Source organism: Halobacillus litoralis, from assembly GCF_020171725.1.
GTDB classification, from domain to species: Bacteria; Bacillota; Bacilli; order Bacillales; family Halobacillaceae; genus Halobacillus; species Halobacillus litoralis_F.
Window position 1 is genome coordinate 455,033 of the sequence record NZ_JAIVAJ010000001.1, and the last position, 21,616, is coordinate 476,648.

General features: G+C 43.7%; 25 protein-coding genes. 10 read left to right on the forward strand and 15 right to left on the reverse strand.

What is annotated here, in order from left to right; all coding sequences use genetic code 11:
* Positions 1 to 4 precede the first annotated feature (4 nt).
* Complete coding sequence (locus LCM20_RS02460; RefSeq protein WP_225193837.1) at positions 5 to 1,759, reverse strand: ABC transporter ATP-binding protein; 1,755 nt, start codon at positions 1,757 to 1,759, stop codon at positions 5 to 7.
* A 379-nt stretch (positions 1,760 to 2,138) separates the two neighbouring features.
* Here LCM20_RS02460 and LCM20_RS02465 point away from each other — a divergent pair, with 379 nt between their 5' ends.
* The gene (locus LCM20_RS02465; protein ID WP_225193838.1) at positions 2,139 to 2,984 is read left to right on the forward strand and encodes a mechanosensitive ion channel family protein; all 846 of its coding nucleotides are present in this window, start codon (positions 2,139 to 2,141) and stop codon (positions 2,982 to 2,984) included.
* Between the two features lie 39 nt (positions 2,985 to 3,023).
* Here the strand turns inward: LCM20_RS02465 and LCM20_RS02470 are convergent, their stop codons facing one another.
* The 5 genes from LCM20_RS02470 to cbpB form a co-directional block, all read right to left on the reverse strand.
* Positions 3,024 to 4,307, reverse strand: a complete 1,284-nt coding sequence (locus LCM20_RS02470; RefSeq protein ID WP_225193839.1) for a hemolysin family protein — start codon at positions 4,305 to 4,307, stop codon at positions 3,024 to 3,026.
* 93 nt (positions 4,308 to 4,400) lie between these two features.
* Entirely contained in the window at positions 4,401 to 5,519 is a 1,119-nt protein-coding gene (locus LCM20_RS02475; RefSeq protein ID WP_225193840.1) for an N-acetyldiaminopimelate deacetylase, read from the reverse strand.
* Positions 5,520 to 5,628: 109 nt separating this feature from the next.
* Positions 5,629 to 6,348, reverse strand: a complete 720-nt coding sequence (gene dapD / locus LCM20_RS02480) for a 2,3,4,5-tetrahydropyridine-2,6-dicarboxylate N-acetyltransferase (protein WP_225193841.1) — start codon at positions 6,346 to 6,348, stop codon at positions 5,629 to 5,631.
* Between the two features lie 63 nt (positions 6,349 to 6,411).
* The gene (locus tag LCM20_RS02485; protein ID WP_225193842.1) at positions 6,412 to 7,887 is read right to left on the reverse strand and encodes an MDR family MFS transporter; all 1,476 of its coding nucleotides are present in this window, start codon (positions 7,885 to 7,887) and stop codon (positions 6,412 to 6,414) included.
* An 85-nt stretch (positions 7,888 to 7,972) separates the two neighbouring features.
* The gene (gene cbpB / locus LCM20_RS02490) at positions 7,973 to 8,425 is read right to left on the reverse strand and encodes a cyclic-di-AMP-binding protein CbpB (protein WP_225193843.1); all 453 of its coding nucleotides are present in this window, start codon (positions 8,423 to 8,425) and stop codon (positions 7,973 to 7,975) included.
* A gap of 259 nt (positions 8,426 to 8,684) precedes the next feature.
* On the opposite strand from cbpB, the gene trhA reads away from it, so the two are divergent.
* Positions 8,685 to 9,320 carry a PAQR family membrane homeostasis protein TrhA gene (gene trhA, locus LCM20_RS02495; RefSeq protein ID WP_225193844.1) on the forward strand — a complete coding sequence of 212 codons (636 nt, stop codon included), beginning with the start codon at positions 8,685 to 8,687 and terminating at the stop codon, positions 9,318 to 9,320.
* A 105-nt stretch (positions 9,321 to 9,425) separates the two neighbouring features.
* On the opposite strand, the gene fadH is transcribed toward trhA, so the two are convergent.
* A complete protein-coding gene (gene fadH / locus LCM20_RS02500; RefSeq protein WP_225193845.1) occupies positions 9,426 to 10,193 on the reverse strand; it encodes a 2,4-dienoyl-CoA reductase in 768 nt (255 codons plus the stop codon).
* Between the two features lie 159 nt (positions 10,194 to 10,352).
* On the opposite strand from fadH, the gene LCM20_RS02505 reads away from it, so the two are divergent.
* The 4 genes from LCM20_RS02505 (at position 10,353) to LCM20_RS02520 (ending at position 12,702) form a co-directional block, all read left to right on the forward strand.
* A complete protein-coding gene (locus tag LCM20_RS02505) occupies positions 10,353 to 11,204 on the forward strand; it encodes a metallophosphoesterase (protein ID WP_225193846.1) in 852 nt (283 codons plus the stop codon).
* 82 nt (positions 11,205 to 11,286) lie between these two features.
* A complete protein-coding gene (locus LCM20_RS02510; protein WP_225193847.1) occupies positions 11,287 to 11,859 on the forward strand; it encodes an SCO family protein in 573 nt (190 codons plus the stop codon).
* A gap of 90 nt (positions 11,860 to 11,949) precedes the next feature.
* Positions 11,950 to 12,417, forward strand: a complete 468-nt coding sequence (locus tag LCM20_RS02515) for a YkyB family protein (RefSeq protein WP_225193848.1) — start codon at positions 11,950 to 11,952, stop codon at positions 12,415 to 12,417.
* 78 nt (positions 12,418 to 12,495) lie between these two features.
* Positions 12,496 to 12,702, forward strand: coding sequence for a hypothetical protein (locus LCM20_RS02520; RefSeq protein WP_225193849.1), 207 nt, complete (start codon positions 12,496 to 12,498; stop codon positions 12,700 to 12,702).
* Positions 12,703 to 12,746: 44 nt separating this feature from the next.
* Here LCM20_RS02520 and LCM20_RS02525 read toward each other — a convergent pair whose 3' ends face one another.
* The 6 genes from LCM20_RS02525 to LCM20_RS02550 form a co-directional block, all read right to left on the reverse strand.
* A complete protein-coding gene (locus LCM20_RS02525) occupies positions 12,747 to 13,652 on the reverse strand; it encodes a chemotaxis protein (protein WP_318247290.1) in 906 nt (301 codons plus the stop codon).
* A gap of 91 nt (positions 13,653 to 13,743) precedes the next feature.
* Positions 13,744 to 13,929 carry a hypothetical protein gene (locus tag LCM20_RS02530; RefSeq protein ID WP_412097976.1) on the reverse strand — a complete coding sequence of 62 codons (186 nt, stop codon included), beginning with the start codon at positions 13,927 to 13,929 and terminating at the stop codon, positions 13,744 to 13,746.
* A gap of 143 nt (positions 13,930 to 14,072) precedes the next feature.
* On the reverse strand, positions 14,073 to 14,474 hold the full coding sequence (locus tag LCM20_RS02535) for a hypothetical protein (RefSeq protein ID WP_225193852.1): 402 nt from the start codon (positions 14,472 to 14,474) through the stop codon (positions 14,073 to 14,075).
* A gap of 59 nt (positions 14,475 to 14,533) precedes the next feature.
* Positions 14,534 to 15,232, reverse strand: a complete 699-nt coding sequence (locus tag LCM20_RS02540) for a DNA alkylation repair protein (protein ID WP_225193853.1) — start codon at positions 15,230 to 15,232, stop codon at positions 14,534 to 14,536.
* Between the two features lie 11 nt (positions 15,233 to 15,243).
* Positions 15,244 to 16,095, reverse strand: a complete 852-nt coding sequence (locus LCM20_RS02545) for a patatin family protein (RefSeq protein WP_225193854.1) — start codon at positions 16,093 to 16,095, stop codon at positions 15,244 to 15,246.
* A 137-nt stretch (positions 16,096 to 16,232) separates the two neighbouring features.
* Positions 16,233 to 16,379: an FbpB family small basic protein gene (locus LCM20_RS02550; RefSeq protein WP_225193855.1), complete on the reverse strand. Its 147-nt coding sequence runs from the start codon at positions 16,377 to 16,379 to the stop codon at positions 16,233 to 16,235.
* Positions 16,380 to 16,482: 103 nt separating this feature from the next.
* Between LCM20_RS02550 and LCM20_RS02555 the strand changes: the two genes are divergently transcribed.
* Complete coding sequence (locus LCM20_RS02555; protein WP_225193856.1) at positions 16,483 to 17,634, forward strand: aminotransferase A; 1,152 nt, start codon at positions 16,483 to 16,485, stop codon at positions 17,632 to 17,634.
* A gap of 46 nt (positions 17,635 to 17,680) precedes the next feature.
* Here LCM20_RS02555 and LCM20_RS02560 read toward each other — a convergent pair whose 3' ends face one another.
* Entirely contained in the window at positions 17,681 to 17,845 is a 165-nt protein-coding gene (locus tag LCM20_RS02560) for an aspartyl-phosphate phosphatase Spo0E family protein (protein ID WP_225193857.1), read from the reverse strand.
* 276 nt (positions 17,846 to 18,121) lie between these two features.
* Here LCM20_RS02560 and lepB point away from each other — a divergent pair, with 276 nt between their 5' ends.
* On the forward strand, positions 18,122 to 18,643 hold the full coding sequence (lepB, locus tag LCM20_RS02565) for a signal peptidase I (RefSeq protein ID WP_225193858.1): 522 nt from the start codon (positions 18,122 to 18,124) through the stop codon (positions 18,641 to 18,643).
* A gap of 75 nt (positions 18,644 to 18,718) precedes the next feature.
* Here lepB and LCM20_RS02570 read toward each other — a convergent pair whose 3' ends face one another.
* Positions 18,719 to 19,717, reverse strand: a complete 999-nt coding sequence (locus LCM20_RS02570) for a serine hydrolase domain-containing protein (protein ID WP_225193859.1) — start codon at positions 19,715 to 19,717, stop codon at positions 18,719 to 18,721.
* 439 nt (positions 19,718 to 20,156) lie between these two features.
* Here LCM20_RS02570 and LCM20_RS02575 point away from each other — a divergent pair, with 439 nt between their 5' ends.
* Both LCM20_RS02575 and LCM20_RS02580 read left to right on the forward strand, forming a co-directional pair.
* Positions 20,157 to 20,921 carry a carotenoid biosynthesis protein gene (locus LCM20_RS02575; protein WP_225193860.1) on the forward strand — a complete coding sequence of 255 codons (765 nt, stop codon included), beginning with the start codon at positions 20,157 to 20,159 and terminating at the stop codon, positions 20,919 to 20,921.
* The gene (locus LCM20_RS02580) at positions 20,908 to 21,588 is read left to right on the forward strand and encodes a lysophospholipid acyltransferase family protein (protein ID WP_225193861.1); all 681 of its coding nucleotides are present in this window, start codon (positions 20,908 to 20,910) and stop codon (positions 21,586 to 21,588) included. Before LCM20_RS02575 ends, LCM20_RS02580 begins: the two co-directional genes overlap by 14 nt.
* The last annotated feature ends 28 nt before the right edge of the window (positions 21,589 to 21,616 follow it).

Sequence of the window (21,616 nt, forward strand, 5' to 3'; positions counted from 1 at the left end):
TTCTTTAAAAATTGGCTGTGTTGAGGATTTTTTCTTTATCTTGATATTGAATATCATATATTCTCTGATATGGGCCACCGTTGATTAAGAGATCATCGTGCACACCTCTCTCAACGACTTCCCCGTCTTCAAGAACGAGTATTTCATCCGCATGCTTCAAGGATGAGATACGGTGGGCGATGATAAACGTCGTACGGCCTTCCATGACCTCCTGAAGCGCTTTCTGAATCTGGAATTCGGTCTCCATATCAACGGCTGATGTGGCATCATCCAGTACGAGAATAGCAGGATCGATCAAGATCGCACGCGCAATCGCAATACGCTGCTTTTGTCCACCGGAAAGCCCCATTCCCCGCTCTCCGAGGAGGGTGTCGTACCCGTTCGGCATATCCATGATAAAGTCATGCGCCTGGGCTCTCTTAGCTGCCGCGATAACGTCATCAAGCGTTGCATCCGGATTCCCATAACTGATATTCTCTTTGATTGTTGTGGAGAAAAGGAATGATTCCTGAAGGACAAAACCAATGTTCTTTCTTAAGGTTTTCAATCCATATTCCTGGACGGGCTTCTCATCGACCAGTACTTCCCCTTTTTCCGGCTCGTAGAAACGAGTAATGAGTTGAGTGATACTCGTTTTTCCGGATCCAGTCGCACCGATCAACCCGATTGTTTTTCCAGGCGGTGCATCGAATGAAATGTCCTTCAAGGCCGAATCATCGTCTTCTGTGTACGTCAGCGTGACATCCTTGAATGTAACGTGTCCCTTCAGACGATCCTGAATGATCGGGTTCGATTTCTCCTGTATGTCTTCTTCTGCTTCCAGAATTTCAAGTAACCGCTCCCCTGAAGCCTTCGACTGAGAGAATAAGTTAATGACGAAGCCAAAGTTCATCAGTGGTCCGAGAACAAGCCATACAAGTTGGAAGAAGGCAACGAGCTCTCCTAATTGCAGACCGTCATTAATTACTAAGTAACCTCCATAAGCAAGGAGTGCCACGACACTTACGTTCCCGATGAACTCCATTAAAGGAAAATATCTGGACCAGATGTTCGACGTGGTGATGAATTTCGTTCGGTAATCTTCACTCCGGTTCAGGAACCGGTCTACTTCGAAATCTTCACGTGAAAGAGATTTGACGGTATTCATCCCGCTAATGTTCTCCTGAACACGCGTATTCAATTTACCGAAAGACTTTCTGATCTTACGGAATGCCGGGTGTACTTTACGGTCAAATCGATAAACGACGACTGCCAGAAAAGGCATGGCTGCCATCGTAACCAGTGCGAGTGGGACAGAGTAGTAGAACATAACGCTCAGACTGATTACGATAAGTAGCGTTATGCGGATCAACTCTGAGAATCCCAGCGCAAGGAAAAAGCGGAACCCCTCCACATCCGCTGTTAAGCGGGACATCAAATCCCCTGTCTTCGCATTGTCGTAATAGCGAAACGGGAGTCGCTGGAGCTTCTTATATAATTCATCGCGAAGCGTGTACACGGCACTAATGCCGAAATATTCCCCTAAGTATTGATGGAAATATGTTGCAATTCCCTTAATCATCATTAACCCAATAAAAGCAATGCAGATATACGGAATCAGGTTGTACTGTTCTCCACGTATGACATCGTCAATCGTAATTTGCAGTACGACTGGATAAGCGACCGATATAACGGTAACGAACAATAAAGAGAATAACGACCAAAAGAAATATTTTCGATAAGGCCAATAAAACTGTTTCAATTTTTTAAATGTATCCATGTGTATTTCCCTCCTTTTAATCTTTTTTTACGTAATTACTAATATATCGGGTATCGAAATAAATATCCACCTTTTTGAACCAATTTTTCAAAAATTCACGACACTTCATGCTTTAGTCGGAATGACCTCATCCTTTAGACTGAAACCTTCATATTTAATGTGGTTATGTTTTTCTTTCCCCAAATCATTAAATCTACTCTTTCAAACAAGACAAAATGGCTGTCAGGCCCTCAACTCTCCGTTTGAAAAGATACGATAACGGGTAACAATGTTTCTGTCATTCGACATTTTTATGCGTTTTGTTGAAAAATATTTGAAACGACTATGTACTTTTCGCTATTCTATATAAGAGTACTTATTTGTCGAAAGGAGTTCGTTTATGAATTTGTTTGAAGAAGGATTTAAATTTAACCCGAGTGTACTCGTCGAGTGGCTAATTACAGGTGGAGTTGAGATTCTCCTGTTAATTATAGGCTTTGCGATTGTTAAACCGCTCGGTACAAAAGCCATTGAAAAGTCCATACAGAAGATGAGCGAGCAGCGTAAGCTGACCGAAAGCCGTAGTAAGACCATTGAGAAACTGGCTGTGAATATTTTCTCTTATGCTCTTATCTTTATTTTCATCGTGATGATTCTTGGGGCACTCAATATCAATATCGCTCCTCTGATCGCTGGAGCCGGTATTGTTGGTCTCGCGATTGGGTTCGGTGCACAAGGCATCGTATCCGACATCGTAACAGGCTTCTTTCTATTACTTGAGCGTCAAATTGAAGTGGGGGATTACGTAACAGCTGGCGGCTACGATGGTGTCGTAGAAGAAGTCGGCATTCGTACCACTCAGATCCGCAGTTTCGATGGTACGCTGAACTTTGTCCCTAACCGTAATATTGTCGGAGTGGCGAACCATTCCCGCGGAAACATGCGCGCACTTGTCGATATCGGTATCGGTTATGACGAGAACATCGATGAAGCCATTTCCGTCCTGCAGAAAGTAGCCGACCGCTTCCAAGAGGACGAGCGTTTCAAAGATGGTCCGAATGTGCTTGGCGTACAAAGCCTTGGATCTTCTGATGTCGTGATCCGTGTACTTGGTAAAACAGAAAACATGGAGCAATGGGGCGTCGAGCGTGACTTGAGAAAAGCAATGAAAGAAGCGCTGGATGAAGCAAACATTGAAATTCCTTATCCTCACCAAGTGTATGTAACGAAAAACGAAAGTGAATAATTAAAAAGTCCAGGGGCTTCCCCTGGACTTTTTCTAATATTATGTTGCCTCATCCCAAACCTCCACTTTTCTGATCTGATGGTCATCCATATCGACCACCTTTAAGTGAAGCCTCCCGCCTTGCAGGACCGTTCCCTCTTCCACATCATAATCCTGGGTGTAGATCCAGCCAGAGATCGTATCAATCTCCTCGTGCTTCAAGTCCACACTGAAGTAGTCATTCACATCCTGCACAGAGGTCTTTCCATCTAAGAGAAAGTGACCATTCTTCAAACGACGGATCTCTTTTTCTTCTTCCTGATCAAATTCGTCCCGGATCTCCCCTACAATTTCCTCTAAAATATCTTCAATCGTGACAATCCCCGACGTGCCCCCATACTCATCGACAAGCACTGCCATATGAGAATGGTCCTTCTTCATTTTAACGAGGAGGTCGCGGATTGGGACATTTTCAAATACCTTCATAATCGGTCGAACAAATGAATGAAGGCCTTCTTGACCTTCTGCGAAGACGAGCTCTTTCATATGTATCAGACCGATGATTTGATCTTTCTCTCCTTCCATAACGGGATATCTCGTGTATCGCTTATTTCTCATCACACGGATATTAGCCGTCATCGAATCTTCAATATCCAGAACGACCATGTCCGTCCTTGGAATCATAATCTCTTTTGCTGTCCGGTTATCAAACTCAAAAATACGGTCGACGTACGTGTACTCGGACCTGTTGATTTCCCCTCGATGGTAGCTCTGACTCAGGATGTGCCGGAGTTCGTCCTCTGAATGGGCCTCATCAGACTCTCTTGCCGTCTGAAAACCAAACAGGCGGACGAATAAATTGGCAGAACCGTTCAAAAGCCAGATCAAAGGATACATAAGCTTACTATATAAAATAAGAGGCCGCGCGAGAAGACGCGTAATCCGTTCTGCTTTCTGGATCGCAATCGTCTTCGGAGCAAGCTCACCTAAAACAACATGTAAAAATGTGATAACGAAGAAAGCGATGGCAAAGGACAGTGTGGAGGTGATGGCTCCAGGAAGTTCAAACCTCTCAAACAGTGGGTGCAGAAGAACTTCCAATGTCGGCTCCCCCAGCCAACCTAAACCAAGCGCTGTAATTGTGATCCCTAGTTGGCAGGCAGACAAATAGTAATCGAGGTTATTCAACAGCTTTAACGACCGCTCAGCCTTTAGGTCCCCTTCGGCCGCTCTTGCTTCCATTCTCGTCTTCCGAACTTTTACAATCGCAAATTCACTCGCTACGAAAAAGGCGGTCAATAAGATCAAGATCGCCACAGCCGTAAGTTTAATGGCAGATTCCATACTGTTGTGCCCCCGTTTCTATTTCACGCTCATTGGCAGTCTAGGGATTTTCAAAGCATCAACGCTTAGTGTGGCTGTTTTCGCCTCACATATTCAAATGAGATTCCGAGCAACTGATTCAACGACTCGGACACCGACTTCCAAGGCATCCTCGTTCGGATTCAGCTTGGATTGGTGAAGACCAGCTTCAGAATCAACTCCGAGCCAGAACATAAAGCCCGGAATTTCTTTCAGCATATATCCAAAGTCTTCTCCCGTCATGGCCATAGGGGCTTCTACATACGTATAATCCGATTCTTCCATCAATGAACGAAAGGCGCGCACTAAGTTTTCATCATTCGTGACTTCATAGTAATTGGACCCGTAATCGATCGTTATCTGACAATCATTCGAGATTTCACACCCCGCTGCAAGCTTCTCAATCTCCCTTTTCACATTCTCCATCGATTCTGGTGAGAGCGTACGGATTGTACCTTCGATGCGTGCACGCTGCGCGATAATATTTTGCACCGTTCCGCTTTCCATCTTTCCGACCGATATGACGGCGCTGTCTAACGGATCGATTCTTCGAGCAACAATCTGCTGAAGTTGAACGATAAATGAACTTGCCGCCACGACCATATCCTTCGTTTGATGCGGATAAGCAGCATGCCCCCCCACACCTTTCAGATCAATAAACAATTCACTCGTGTTGGCAAAAAGGATTCCTGGCTTTGTCGCTACTGTTCCTACAGGGTTTTCTGGCGAAACGTGAAGTGCATAGATGGCATCGGGCCAGAAAGCTTTCATTTCTTCCGATTGAAGCATAGGTTCAGCACCCCCAGGACCTTCTTCTGCCGGTTGGAAAATGAATACAACATGGTGCTCAGCCGGGGATTCGGCAAGTCGAGTCAATGCGCCAAGCGCAATCGTCATATGAAAATCGTGACCACAAGCGTGCATGTTCCCCTTATGTTCTGAAGAAAACGGCAGATCCGTCTCCTCATCTAGTGGAAGTCCATCAATATCTGCTCGGTACCCTATCGTTTTGGTACCGGACTTTCCTCTAATATGAACAAGTACGCCTGTTCTCCACGTTTTAATAGTCAGATGCTCCTGCGGAAGCTGTTCAATATATTGAAGCAGGTAGCGTTGGGTTTTAAATTCTTTAAATCCTAATTCCGGAATGCGATGAAGATCTCGGCGAACTTTTATCAAGCTTTCTTTATTCATGATGATGACCTCTCTCTCTAAATGAACAATTGTGAATGCTAACCGTAAAACGTGCATGTTTCAAATGATTACAGGAAAGGCCTTGCTGATCAGCAAGGCCCTTCTACTATTAGTTATCCAGCTTACGTAGTTCCTGTTTTATTTCTGTCTTGGATTTCGTTTGGTCATCGATTTCCTTAATGACCTTGGCCGGTGTTCCTGCGACGAGAGTATTGGGTGGTACATCTTCTGTTACAATCGCCCCTGCGGCTACAACCGCTCCTTCACCTACTGTTACGCCTTCAAGGACAACAGCATTCGCTCCGATTACGACACCGTCTTCTACAACAACCGGTTTCGCTGAAGGGGGTTCAATTACTCCTGCTAGAACGGCACCTGCACCAATGTGACAGTTCTTACCGACTGTCGCGCGTCCACCGAGTACAACGTTCATATCGATCATCGTGCCTTCTCCTACAACAGAACCAATGTTGATCATAGCACCAAGCATGATTACGGCCCCGTCACCGATCTCTACTTGATCCCGAATGACAGCACCTGGCTCGATGCGTGCGTTCACCTGTTTCAAATCAAGAAGTGGGATTGCAGAGTTACGTCGGTCGTTTTCAATAACATAATCTTCAATCTGATCTTGATACTTATTCAGAAGCGGTTCAATCACTTTCCACTCACCAAACAGCACGCCTGATTGCCCCGTTACGAAGTCCTGTACCCCTTCGCCGAATTCCAAGTTCTCTAAATTCGCACCTTTCACATAAACCTTAACCGGTGTAGACTTCTCACTATTTGAAATAAAAGAAATAATTTCATTTGCATCCATTTGTTTCATTATTAATTCCTCCTTTATGTATCATCTTTCACTCTTTACTTTATCAAAGGATTTCAGGTAATATCAATCTTCTTTTTTCGGAAGTTGCAAAATAAACAGAAAACTAGCGACAGCTAATACAATTAATCCCAGGTATACGTTGTGAAGCCCCGAACTCAACCCTTCCTGCAGGGCCACTTTGGCTTGATTTCCCAACTCTGAACGACCGGCTTCTGTTAATAGCTGATTAGTCGAATTCACATCGTATTCACCGGATAGCCCTTCCTGTTCAAGATAAGATGCAACACGGTTATTGAGAAGTCCACCTAAGAGTGCCGCGCCCAGTGCACTACCGATTGACCTCATAAACATATTCGAAGCTGTTGCAATTCCTCTGGACTGCCATTCCACAGCATTTTGAATGGAAACAATGAACGAGGTTGATGTCAGTCCCATGCCGACACCGATCAACAAAGAGCCTGATGCCGCGAACCAGGGACCTTTTTCTGAGGAAAGCAGCGAGAAAAGCACGGCCCCTGCAATTAAGGAAGTGCCGCCAAGCATGGATGTCGGGCGGTATCCTATCTTTAAGATGAGCCTCCCCGCCATTGTAGAAGCGATTGGCCAGCCGATCGACATCGTTGTCAACGTAAACCCCGCTACGGTTGCAGACCTCTCCATCACCCCTTGAACAAACGCAGGCAGATAACTGGATACACCAATCAGAATCATTCCAGTAATAAACGAGGTGATGTTAGCAAAACGAATGGAGCGAATCGACCATAAGTCTAATGGAAGCATCGGGTCCTTCATTGATTTTTCATGCTTAATGAACGCCATCAGGCTTCCAAGAGAGAGAATGACTAATCCGATAAACCCAACAGACATCAACGGAATACGGTTTCCACCTTCCACAAGCAGGACGATCAAGGAGCTGATGGCAAGGATCACCCAGACAGATCCTATAACATCAACAGACCTCTTCTCCATAGAAGATTCTTCCTTAAAAAAGATCATAATGCCTGCTAGAGCCAACAGACCGAGTGGCACATTCATCCAAAACACATAGGGCCAGCTTAGGACATCGACAAAAAAACCACCCAGAAGTGGTCCGGTAACGGCAGAAATCCCCCAAACGCTGGACAGATAACCTTGGATTTTCGCCCGTTCTTCTTTTGTATAAATGTCCCCGACGATAGTAGTAGCAATCGGCATCAGCGCGCCAGCGCCAACTCCCTGCACAAGCCGTGCAGCGACTAATACCTCCATGCTTGGAGCAAGTGCTGAGAGAATAGCCCCGATCAGGAAAAAACTAATCCCCGTCAAAAAAATAGGCTTTCTGCCAAAGATATCAGCGAGTCTTCCAAATAGAAGAACAGTGGCAGCGTTGGTTAATAAGTATGCTGAAAAGACCCAACTGTAAAGCCGGAACCCTCCTAGGTCCGCTACAATAGACGGCATAGCTGTGGATACGATTGTCGCTTCTATAGCTGCTAAAAACATAGCCAGCATAACCGAAGCTAAAATGAGAGGGCGGTTTTTTATATGTACATGTTCCATCTCTCCACCCTTTCTTATATTTTTTTACAAAAATAGATGACACCCTAAGATGCCATCTATTTTATCATAATGATCGATTTTATTTTCATTCGTAGTGTTTGAGAATTTCATGATAATGCTTACTGTATTGTTTTAGAACGCTTCGTCTCGTTACAATGCCATCGAATTCCCCGGCCTCGTTCGTTACACATACAAAAGGATAGTCAATCAGCTTGTGTAAAGCATCAATCATATGATCCTCCGGACTCAAGCAGGGTACTTCCGCATCCATGATCTCATGAACTTGTATTTCTCCCAGCCTGTTCAGTTCAAATTCTTCAATTCCCAATGTTTCTTCCAAAATCTTCGTCTTGCTGATCACACCTTGAAACGTGTAGGTGGGATCCAGCACCGGAACAGCCGAATAACCTGACTTGACCAGAACAAGCAAAGCGTGCTCGAGAGGATTTCCGATTTGAACGTGAGCCACTTTTTCGGATGGGATCATCAAATCTTTAATCTTAGGCCACTCCAATTTACTTTGTTCCAAACTTACCATACTTTTAATCACTCCTTTAAAACATACAACGGAAGGAGCACAGAATTCATACGCTCAATGTGAACCATAAAACAGTGTAACATAGTTTCCTAGTGAACTCGAACTGCAATTCCCGACATCCTTCGCATCAACCTTTGTAACGCTACCTTTATTCCCCCATTTCCGAACTTCAAACCTCACGTGAGAGAACCGATCCTTTCATCCTCTGACGTAAAAGCGTATAATGGTGGTAACTAAAGGAATCGGGGTTGATTGATGTATGATGACACACACATTCTCAAAACGAGAAGAAATTGCCAACGCCATTACACACGGCATTGGAGCTATTCTTAGTATCGCTATGCTCGTGCTCTTGATCGTATTCGCAAGTATCGGCGGTAACGCCTGGCATATTGTTTCTGTATCCATTTACGGAGCTACCATGCTCCTGCTTTATGTCTCTTCGACACTTGTCCATAGTTTTCCACCTGGAAAAGCCAAAGATTTATTCGAAATCTTTGATCATTCATCGATCTATCTATTCATTGCGGGGACATACACACCGATCCTCCTCGTTCCGCTTCGTGGAACCCTTGGATGGACATTGTTTGGAATCGTGTGGGGGATTGCGATCCTCGGAGTACTATTCAAAGTATTCTTCGTCAAACGCTTTGTCGTCCTGTCCACTGTTTTTTACGTGTTGATGGGTTGGCTGATCATTCTTGCCTGGGGTCCTTTGACAGCGGAAGTACCTGCTGCCGGCATTACGTACCTTGTTGTAGGCGGAGTCATGTACTCCATAGGGGCTATATTCTATGTCTGGAGAAGTTTCACCTACCACCATATGGTTTGGCACCTTTTCGTACTTGGTGGTTCGATCTTACACTTCTTCTCTATATTCTTCTACATCATCTAACGAGGGGAACGCGACATGCGTCTTCGTCCATATATCGTAAATTCAAGCATACAACCCGGACGACGGATCGTCCGGGTTTTTTATACCTATAAAACGCTACAAGGACTAGAAAGGAAACTTGTTCAACCATTGCCCCCCGTCCAGCGTCACGACTTCACCGTTCATATAAGACGCTTCTTCAGAAAGCATGAATCGGGCAAGTCCTGCAATTTCTTCAGGCGTCCCTAGTCTTCCAAGAGGCACGGATTGTAATGTACGCTGTGCAGCCTTTTCAGATTCAAATAACTTCTCTGCCCCACCTGTCCGCTCGATGGGTCCAGGAGCAATCGCATTTGCACGAATGCCATACTTCGTCCCCCACTCTACAGCTAATGTGCGGGTCATGGTGAGCACGCCTGCTTTTGCCGAGGCGGAGTGGATGACCCCGGCGCCGGCATTCCATGCATATGTAGCCACGATATTCAGAATAGAGCCTTTGATTCCTTTATCGATCCAATACTTCCCAACAGCCTGACTGCAATAAAAAGTACCATTCAATACGATGTTGATCACTGAGTTCCAACCGTTTGTACTTAGTTTTTCAGCAGGCGAAATGAAATTCCCCGCTGCATTGTTCACGAGATGATCGATTCTTCCGAAATGCTGATCTGTCGTTTCGACCATCTTCTCGACTTGCTCAACTTCTCTCACATCCATTGGAATGAGGAGAAGCTGGTCTTCTTTTCCTTGAGCAATCTGCTCCTTCGCATTTTGAAGTTTCTCCTCACTACGACCTGTAATCACGACTTTCGCTCCTTCTTCCAAGAACCGTTTCGCCATATACATTCCCATACCACTTGAACCACCCGTTACAATGACTACTTCATTTTTCATCATCCTAAGCCTCCTATCTGTCTCTTGATAACATTCAACACAAAAAAATGAATTCCTGTTCATTTTTGAAAAAAGTTCAATTCCATAGACAGAAATCATCATTTTTCTTATCATCAAGCATGGTATAATGGCAAAAGCACTTAGAGAAGAGGGCTTCTTATGGCAATCACACGACGCGAGTTTTTGAAAAAGGGACTGCAGAGTATTGTGGGTATTCTCGGGTTAAGTGGAGTCAGTTATCTTTATGCCCGATACATAGAACCTGAAATGCTTACCTTTCAGCACTATACCCTGAGAGATGAAAAGATTCCCGCTTCATTCGATGACTTTAAGATCCTGCAATTTTCCGACACCCACTTAGGATTTCACTACGACGAACCATCCTTTAGCAGGCTGGTCACTTCCGTACAGGACCAGCAGCCGGACTTGATCGTTTTCACAGGAGACCTGGTAGACGACCCCGATTCCTATGCGTTCAGACCAAACCTCCCCCGCCTGTTGCGAAAGTTTGAAGCGCCATACGGGAAGTTCTGGATTTACGGGAACCATGACCATGGTGGCTATGGAACCGAGAAAATCAAGGAACTGATGACCGATGGTGGGTTTCAATTGTTACAAAATGAACACCAACTTATCACGAAGGACGAAGATGCTTTTGCTCTAGCAGGCGTAGATGACTTCCTTCTAGGAAAACCTGATCTTGATGCGGCACTGGCCCCCATACAAAAACAGGTGTTTACGATTCTGCTGGCACACGAACCGGACAGTGCGGATCAAGTTCGCCACTATCCTGTAGACGTTCAGCTGTCGGGGCACAGTCACGGAGGACAAATTCAACTCCCATTTTTCGGTCACCTTGTCACACCGCCTATGGCTGAGAAATATGTGGAGGGTCAGTATCAGGTAGAAGGGTTGGATTTATTTGTAAGTCGAGGCATTGGGACAACGAGACTTCCTTACCGCTTCCTCTGTCGCCCTGAGGTGTCTGTGTTTCACTTAAAATCGTCGTAAATTTAATAGTTTTGTGACATCTGTCAAAATATGCGGTTGAAGTGATAAGATGGAGTAAGAGATATACAAATGAGGGATGTTTATGTACACGAAAACCAGTGCAATCATGATTATCCTCCTTCTACTTACAGCCTGCGGATCTCCAATTGAAGAAAACATGTCACGGGATGTCGATTCGTTCTCAGCTGTGAATCAAAATGGTGAATCTGTTCAATTGCCGCAAGATTACGAAGGAGATTATTGGATTGCTGACTTTATCTTCACGAATTGCGAGACAGTGTGCCCTCCTATGACAGGCAACATGTCGAGACTTCAACAGCTCTTGAAAAAAGAAAACCTGAATACTAGATTGGTTTCGATCAGTGTTGATCCAACACATGATACACCGGAACAATTGAAACAGTTTGCGGAGCCCTATCAACCTGACTTCAACCAGTGGAGCTTTTTAACAGGATATACTTTTCAAGATGTAAAAGAGCTTTCAATTAAATCCTTCCAATCCCCACTAAAAAAAATGGAAGACTCGAATCAATTTGCTCATGGGACAAGCTTCTACCTCGTAACTCCTGATGGAGAAGTGGTCAAGAGCTATACAGGTACGAAAGCTGCAGAAATGAACCAAATCGTCGATGACTTAAAACGGTTGACCGAATAGCGGTCTTCCGTTTTAATAATGTAAATTTTTTGCAATTTTTATATTCTACGATTAAGATAGATGTACAGCCTCATTGAAAGGAGATCGTGTATGAGGAATAAGACAAGCAGTAACCGCGAACTAGCAGAATCTCTTTTTATTGTGAACCGCCACGCTAAAACTGCGCCCCAGCCGAAACACTTATATGAAATAAAGAAACATACCATCAACAAACTCCTTCGGGAAGACCGCGCCCAAAAGATTGGACTCCACTTCTCAGATCATCCAAAGTTGAGCCAGCAGCATTCCACACTCCTTATCGAGGTGGGCGGATATTACTTTCACATTCCTGCGAATAAGAAAGACTTCGATCAACTCAAACATTTAGGTAAAGTCGATCAATCCTATCGCAATCCGAAACCTCAGCTTTCGTTGTCTAAAGCCAAGAGGACACTTTATCGCTACTTAAACTGGGAGGAACCGAAGCAAAGGTCCTCACACGCTTTCCAGACGACCGCTCAACCAAGCTTTCTCGGGCAAAGAACAGTCAGCCCCTGGAACCAAAGAAGAAGAAAATAACAATACGCTATAACCTTCAGTTCCATGTTTTAATCTGTAAGAAAAAAGGAAATGAGAGTCAAAAGGAGGTTGGTTTTCATGAGTCAAAGCCCACTGGATGACTTTCTCTATCACTTGAAAAGATACATGGAATACACAACGGAGATGCGTTCTTCATTCGAGCATTTAACGGAAAGAGAAAAACAAATGATCATTGAAGCGTCCCCGAGCCAACAAGGGCCTGAGGAACTGTCCAAGCATGCCTATGAATGGCACGACGCTCTCTATTCCACTTTAAAGAAATAAAAAGAAGCCGCTCCGAGCGGCTTCTTTTTTATAAGAGGGTTTGATTACAGGATATAGTGGTCGATATATTTGACCAGTTGTACGATCTCTGGTTTTGAGACTTGAGCGTCTGCTCCGACCCGCTCTCCTTTGTGACGAAGTTCGTCTGTAATCAAAGATGAGAAGATCAATACAGGCATTTGATTGAATGAAGGATCTTCTTTGATCAGCTTCGTAAAGTGATGACCGTCCATGCGAGGCATTTCAATGTCAGTGATAATCAGCTGATACTCATCTTCCACGTGTTTTCCTTCATCGACTAAAGACTGCAAGTGATCCATCGCTTCTTTCCCGTCTTCACAGATATAGGTATGAGCATAGCCTGCTTCCTCCAGCGTCTCTTGAAGGAGAGCGCGAAGCAGTCCTGAGTCTTCCGCAATCAGTATTTTTTTATGAGAACGTTCTCGCTCTCCCAATTCACGCAGCTGGTCCTTCTGCAGACTCGTTTCAGGGTTGATGTCAGCTACAATCTTTTCAAAGTCCAGTAACAGCATCATGTCATCATCCATCTTAATGACACCTGTAATCTGCGTCTCAAGCCCTTGATACATTTTACTCGGCTTTTCAATCTGTTCCCATGAGATACGATGGATCTGAGTGACCGTATGTACGTGGAAAACAATTTTCGTCTGGTTGAACTCCGATAAAATAAACTTATCATGCTTTGGATTCTCAGAAGGTTCGAAGCCAAGTGCATGCGCTACATCGACGACCGGAACCACTTCTCCGCGAATCTCTATTATTCCTTCAACTGAAGCGTGTGAATGAGGAATCTTTGTAACCGGTTGTGGGTTCAATATCTCTTTTACTTTAATGACATTTATGCCGAAGCGGTTTTGACCGATTCCGAATTCAACAATCTCCAGTTCATTTGTACCACTTTCAAGTAATATGCCTTGATCTTTATTCATGGCCATCGCCCTTCCTAATGATTAAGTTACGTCCTTTATATCGACGTAATCCACGAAACGTTTAGCGTGACTTTTGAATCACAAGAAACGGTTAGTCATTTCGAATGATGGCATACACGATCAGCCCAACGACCGGGAAGAACAACGTACCGATCAGAACAGCCAGGCAGTACAGGTCACTTTTCCCCTTACGCTTCGAATCCCGATAAGCCCAAATACTTGTTACGATGTTCAGCACAAGAAGAGCTAGGCCGAAAAATGCAAAGATAAAAAACATTTCCATATTCTTTCCCCCTTTCACCCTTTATACGGATGTGGGTTCCCCGAGGTTTCAATCGAATATAACAAAGGAATCCACTGAATAAAAAAACCTCCACCTCATTCCTTAGAGATGGAAGTTGACTTCATTCAGCTATTCAACTATGCAGCCTTTCGCTTCGTACGCTTAGAAATTCTGATCCACAAATTTCTCGTGACTACGACCAATACGTGAAGAGCCCCATAGCCGCTGATCGCGAGGAGACAGACCGGCCAAAAATACACTGGCAGAGAGGATTCATTTTGTATCATGGCATAGCGGTCAACCATTTGAAGAAAACAAAATGCGATGAGAGTCGTCGTCACATACGTAGAGATCGTCGTCCAATTCTTTAGCATGATCCATTCGACCACTGGGCGAACCACCCACATTAACGACATCATAAATATAAAGACCAGAAAAAACTGCACATAACTTGGGTCGATCCCTAAGATCTGCCACAAATCTGGATCTATCCAATTTAAAGAGTGCTCAAGTACAGAAAGGTCAATCCAATTGCTCATTCCTTTTCACCCTTTGATCATTTTATCTCCATTATGAACAAAGGCCGAAACGGTTAAACCTACTCGTTAAGCATCCCTTTATTTTTCATCCACTTCAGGCCCTCACGTCTGCTGAGAGGGCGGAGGTCCGTTTTTTCTATAAAAGCTTTTACACTCTCAGGGTCCGACTTACTGTATTCTCGAAGTGCCCAGCCGATCGCTTTTTCAATAAAGAACTCTTTCTCCCCTTTCAGCGCTCCGATCGTTTCATAAAGGAGCGGAGCATTGGTTTCTTCTTTGAATTTCAGTTGATGCAGGACACTTGACCGCCGCACCCACATGTTCTCAGATTGTCTCCAGCTTTCCGTTATAGGAACCAGTTCATCAGGGTATTTCATAAAGTAGGACCCACATAATTTCGAGGCGATTGTATCCACCGTATCCCACCAGGAATGGGTCATCAACAATTCCTTATAAACATCAATAACCGAACGCTCCGCCTCTTTCTTCCCTTTGTCCAGAATAGTCAAGGCAGCGTAATGACACTCTCTCTGCTCTTCTTTAAAAAGAAGTCGGGCTGTTTCGATACGCTCTGATTCTGTGAGTTTTTTGTATTCTTTAAGTAAGGGGCTAAGTAACTTTTTTTGTTCAGGCGCTTTGATTCCAAAGAAACGGAAATGATGCTTCATATATGCTTCCATACCTTCACGGTTCTTTTCATTTTGGTTGTCCGCAAAAACTTGGACGACAGCGCCTGCGAGTTCATGGCTTCTCACCATCTTTTCCTCCTTTACTTCTGTATAAATTTAGCTAGACGTTCCTCATGATGTTTCGCTTCGTCATAGCCCTGTTTATAGAGCGCATGAAGTCGATCATGATTGCGTTCAATTCGACTTACCTTGAATGGACGAAGAGGCTGGATGACGAAAACGGATCCATCTTTCTCCATCTTTTTAATCTCTTTCATTTGGCGATTATATTTAATATGCCGGTTGAGCAATGCTTTCGCAAACAGTGGATACTTCTTATACTTTCTCGTGAAATACCACCCCATTTTCATTTTCTGCTTTACATAGTCATCCGTTCTCGTCAATACGACCACATGTTTCTTATTTCCCTCTTGAATAGAAGGCAGAATCGGAACCGGGTCTGAAATTCCCCCATCCATCAATTCCCTACCGTCGTAGGGAATGCTCGGAGCGATAAGAGGCAGAGAACTGGAAGCTCGAATCAACTGCAATAAAGAATTCCGGTCAGGGAATTGGTCATAAAAAAGAGGTTCTCCTGTCATCATATCCGTTGTTGTCACCACAAATTTCGTTGAACTGTTCTCAAATGCTTCATAATCAAATGGCACGAGTTGATTTGGCAGCGTATCAAATATGAAATCCATTCCAAACAACTGTCGTTTCGTAAACATTCTCTTATAAGATATGTATTCTGGGTGACTCCCATAGTTTACGATCACCTCGTAGTTGCGCCCTCTCTGGTCCGCTACGTAAGAACTTCCATTACAAGCTCCGGCAGAGGCCCCGACGACGAATGGAAACTCAATCTTCTCATCCAAAAAATAATCCAGAACTCCGGCCGTGTATGCTCCGCGCATACCTCCCCCTTCTAAGACTAACCCTGTATCCTGCATCATTCGTTCCTCCTTTTCTCATTATGTTCATTATAAACACATTTTCCATCTAATTATAAATAGAAGTGCTTAGCAATATGATTCCCTAAGAAGTAGAAAAGCAACCGGTAGCCGGTTGCTCTCAAGCTGTGATATGATCAATTTATTAACGATTTTTCCTTCGTTTTTTGGCTATGTTTTTCATCCATTTTCTTTTCAATCTTTTCAAGTTCTTTCTCATCGTTTAACAATTGCTTCTTATTTTGATCAACTAAATGTTCAAACGACATTCGACTGGATCTCATAGATAGCGACTCCTTTCTAAATTCGTACAAGAGTATCGTAACACGAGCGACCATTGAATTGTTTGAACATTTAGTTAAATTTAGTTTACCTGGAGGTTACATTTTGCATTCACGAATCAACAAAAAACTATCAGATATCGAAATTTCCGGAATCCGCAAGTTCTTTAACATGGTTAGTAACTATGAAGACGTTGTATCTCTAACCATCGGTCAACCTGACTTCCCTACACCTGATAGAATCAAACAGGCGGGTGTTAACGCGATAAACCAGAACTATACAAGCTATACACATAACGCAGGCATTCTCCAGCTGAGGCAGGCTGTCTGTGATTTTGTACAAGACTCTTATGGGTTGAGCTATGATCCAAGAGAAGAAGTAATCGTTACAGTCGGCGCATCACAGGCCATAGATATATCGCTGCGTACAATTCTGGAACCCGGAGATGAAGTGATTCTTCCTGCCCCTGTCTATCCCGGGTACGAACCATTAATCCATTTATCAGGCGGATGTCCGGTTCACGTTGACATATCCAATCATGCCTTTAAGCTGACGGCCGATTTAATCGAGGAATCTATTACCCCAAATACAAAAGCGATTATTCTCCCTTACCCTTCTAATCCAACGGGCGTCTCTCTTACAGAAGAAGAATTAAAGGATATTGCTGAACTCGTCAAGAAACACGAGATCTTTGTCATTGCTGACGAAATCTATTCAGAACTCGTTTATGATCGGAATCATGTTTCTCTTGCTCAATTTACAGACATCAGAGATCAAATGATTGTGATTAACGGGGTTTCGAAATCTCATTCGATGACGGGATGGCGGATTGGATACACCCTTGCTCCTGCGTGGTTGACCAAACATTTATTAAAGGTCCATCAATACAACGTATCGTGTGCGACCTCAATCAGTCAGCATGCAGCATTAGAAGCTCTGACCAACTGTCGGGATTCAACGCATCAAATGAAAGAAGAGTATAAGAAACGGAAAGACTATGTACTCCGTCGTTTGTCTCAAATGGGATTATCTTATGTCCATCCTGATGGTGCCTTCTATGTATTCGTATCTTTCCCATCGAACGGGAGATCCACTTTTGACGAGGCGGTTACACTTGTCAAGGAAGCAGGTATAGCCCTTGTACCAGGAAGCGCATTTTCAACATATGGAGAGGGATATGTGCGTTTGTCGTATGCTTATCATATGGAGACTTTACGGAAAGGTCTTGATCGACTCGAAAAATATCTACAAAAATAAAAAAAACAGACGCCTATGTAGAATGCTTCACTTCATAGGCGTCTGTTTAATTAGTTTGTTGTGTTTGCAGTTGATTGAGTAATTGATCCAGCCTTTGGCTGATTTCAACAGACTCTTCGCTGGCGAATCCTTGGTGTCTCGCAACATCGATCATTTTCTGACGGAGCTTCTCCACCTCATCTAAAAGAGACCCTTGTTCGTTTAAATCCATTATGCGTAACCCCCCAGATGTAAATTTATAGTATTAGTATACCACAAGATTGCCGGCGAAAGAATGTTTGTTCGCCTTTTTATGATTCGATCCGAATTATCTCAAAAATCAACCCCACTGTAAATGCCTTCGACAAAGGAGGGTGCCCCTCGACAGATTAAACCTTTGTAAAACCAGTACAAACACAGCTTTTCATTTGATTCGATTGTGATAAAATATAAGGTATAGTGAACAACTGGATAGTATTTCATGTTCATCAGGAAAGGAAGGTCTAGATTGTCTGAACAATCAAAGAATGAATGGTTGGAATGGTTAAAAGCGATTGCGATTGCTGTTACACTAGCCTTTATACTAAGAACTTTTTTCTTTGCAACATCAATCGTTGAAGGGGCGAGTATGGATCCGACTCTTGAAAATGGAGAACGAGTCATGTTCAACAAAATCATTTATTATATAGATGAGCCGGAACGAGACGACATCGTCATTATTGAACGACCTGTCAAAAGTTATGTAAAGCGGATCATCGGACAACCGGGTGATACAGTTGAAATTCGCGAACACACCCTCTATGTGAACGGAGAAAAGCAGGAGCAGGAGTATCTGAACGACAGTGCTGTTGAAAGCACTCGGGATTACGGTCCTGTGCAGGTCCCTGAGGGGAAATATTTTGTTATGGGTGACAACCGAGCCATTAGTAAAGACAGCCGAAACGGTCTCGGATTCATTAAAGAAGAAGAAATTATAGGCCGAACCGAACTTGTCATCTACCCCTTCGGTGAATGGGGACTAACTAAATAATCTATAAGCTTCACTGAAGGACGTCATGTTTAGTTGAACATGACGTCTTTTTCTTATTCTTACAACCCATATCAATCATTCAAAAGATAATACAAGATCGAAAGGGAAGTCACTATGGTTACTCGCAATAGTCAACACGGCTTCTTCTTTTGTGAAATAGGCAGAGTGAAAACTGACGCCCGGGTCATATCCCATGACGTAAAACTTCAACCACTCCTCCCCCTTCTTCTTCATCCAAACTCCATAGCCGTAGGAAATCTGCTCATTTACTTCTACATGCGGGGTGAGCATCCTTTCTTTCGTTGTCTGACTCAACAGTTTATTCTGAAGCAATGCTTCCCAAAACCGCTCCATGTCATCTGCATTTATGTAGGCTCCCCCATCCGGTCCACCCTTCACAGGTACTTCAAAGCAATTCGCCCGTACTTCCCCGTCGTGCTCCACATAGCCAACAGCCGTGTTGCCAGGCAATGCATCGGTTCTATAATATCCCGAGGACGACATTCCAGCCCGATTAAATATATTCTTCTGGACATATTCTGTAAACGGTTCTCCAGAACACTCCTCCACCACCAAGCCAAGGATAATAAATCCCGCATTGTTATAATGAAAAGAATCACCTGGAACTCCTTTCATCGGGTCATTCTGAAACAGGGCTAAGAAGTCTTCTGGAGTAGTCATCATGTACACTGGGTGTTCACGCCACAATGCTCCGTAATCATCCATCTGCTCTTCATCGAAATAATCAGGAATTCCTGATGTGTGGGTCAGTAAATGCTCAATGGTGATCTCCTCGTCCCATTCCGGGAACGGTATGGAAAGGCACTCTTTCAATTTATGATCAAAGGAAAGCTGCCCTTGGTCAACCAGCTGCCCGATTGCGACGGCCGTGAAGATTTTACATCCAGAAGCGATGGCGAACTTCGTTTTGTTATCATTCCTTAAGTGTTCAGATTGATTTCGGTATCCTACGCTCTTCTCAAAAGTCTCGCCTTCCTTCCCTCTATAGGAAAGAACTCCAGAGAATGACGGTTCCTTTAACCAACCCTCTACCTCTACCTTATTTAATGGCATCATCTTTCCCCTCCAAAACACTCTCGAGTTCTGTACTTAACATTACGGACGAACCACTCCAAAAATTGGTAGATGATCGTATAAAAAAGGAAACAGCCTCACCTGTTTCCCCCCTACTCTATCCTGTTCATTTGTAAGTATCCTTTACCCACGATCAAAAATATTCATTCCGATTGTTCCTACTCCAATGATTACGCATACAAACCACATGACTAGTTCCATGGTTTCACCCCCTCATCATCTCTATTCTAGCAAAAATCACCCAAAAAATCGTCTTTATCTTTTAGATGTTTCCCTTTCTCTTGGAAAAATAACAGCAGTACGATGAAAAAGCTGGTTTAAACCGACTGAAAGCGAGGTAAGATGGATAAGAAACGCGAAGCTCAAAATATACATCAGGGTCCTGCTTCGGTACAATAAAGGTAAGGAGGTCCCTACTATGGACATCATTTATCGCTTTTTTATTTTCTGGTACATATGCGGCGTCGTACTGCTTTCCTTTGATCTGATTCCACCGTGGTTAGAGTGGGCGAACAGTGTCTTTCTCATAACGGCGGGAGTTGTAAGCGCCCTCTATTTCATTTCCATCTATGGAAAAAGGTTTGGGGTACTTTATAGTTTATGGATTATCATCGGCAGTATCTGGGTCGAACATCTCGGTGTTGAATATGATTTCCTATTTGGATCCTACGATTATACCAGCAATTTCGGTATCAAAATTTTTGATACCCCGATTACAATTGGTTTCGCCTGGCTGTTGATTGTCGGATGCTCTCATGAGCTTGCCAGGACCATTACACGTGGAGGGACCTCTTTCATTTCAAAGGTTTCATTCGTCATCCTCGGTGGACTGGCAGCCGTCACGATGGACCTGATCTTAGACCCTGTCTCGTTTAAAGTAAAAGAGTATTGGTTATGGCAGGAGCCGGGCTTGTATTATGACATTCCCTTTTCAAACTTTATTGGTTGGATGGTCGTCGCTTCTGTGTTTCACCTAACCTATGTTCTGTTGATGCCTGACAAGAAGAACGGAACATTAAAATGGGAAAACAGAATGGCACTCATGTTTGGACTTATTATCGGCATGTTCTGTGTCGTCGCGTTAACGGGTGGACTTTTCTTTGGCGTGGTCCTCGTCACCATACTGACCATCATTTGGTATGCTGCTTACTTTGCAAGGAGACGGTCTTATGAAGAAAGCTAATAAAAATCCAATTATGGAGTGGGGATTCACTCGGTTTAACCGACTATTTTTGTCTTTCCACTTTGAACACATCCGTCTGTGGAGTCGTGATGCTAAACCGTTCAGAAGACGCACCTTATTCTTAGTCAATCATTCCACCTGGTGGGATCCGCTGTTCATTTTTTATTTGAATGACAGAATCATTCAGTCGGACGGGTATGCGATGATGCATGAAGACGGACTCAAAAAGCATCCTTTCTTTCAAACGATAGGAGGATATTCCATTAATGGCGATGACAGAAGGCATGTTTTTGAATCATTGAACTACTCAATCGAGCAATTAAAAGATGATAAAACCGTCTGGATCTTCCCTCAAGGCCAGGAAGAGCACCTCGAGAAGAGGCCTTTAGACTTCTTCTCAGGTACAGCCTTGATTGCCAAACGATGTCCTGGTGTGCAGGTTGTTCCCATTAGTCTTTACTACAGTCTGGAACACACTCGTAAACCGAATGCCTACATAAAGATTGGAGAATCGATTGATTCAAATGCTCTCCGTTCCATGAATCGGAAAGAGCTCACCCTCCACTTTGAGGAAGTATGTACAGCACAGTTAAATGAGCTCAGAAAAGCGGTCATTGAAGAAAATCACAGTGTGTTTGAAGATCTTCTAAACAGAAAAGGAGGATAGCAAAATGTCGTTCTTTCAGATTGTCTTT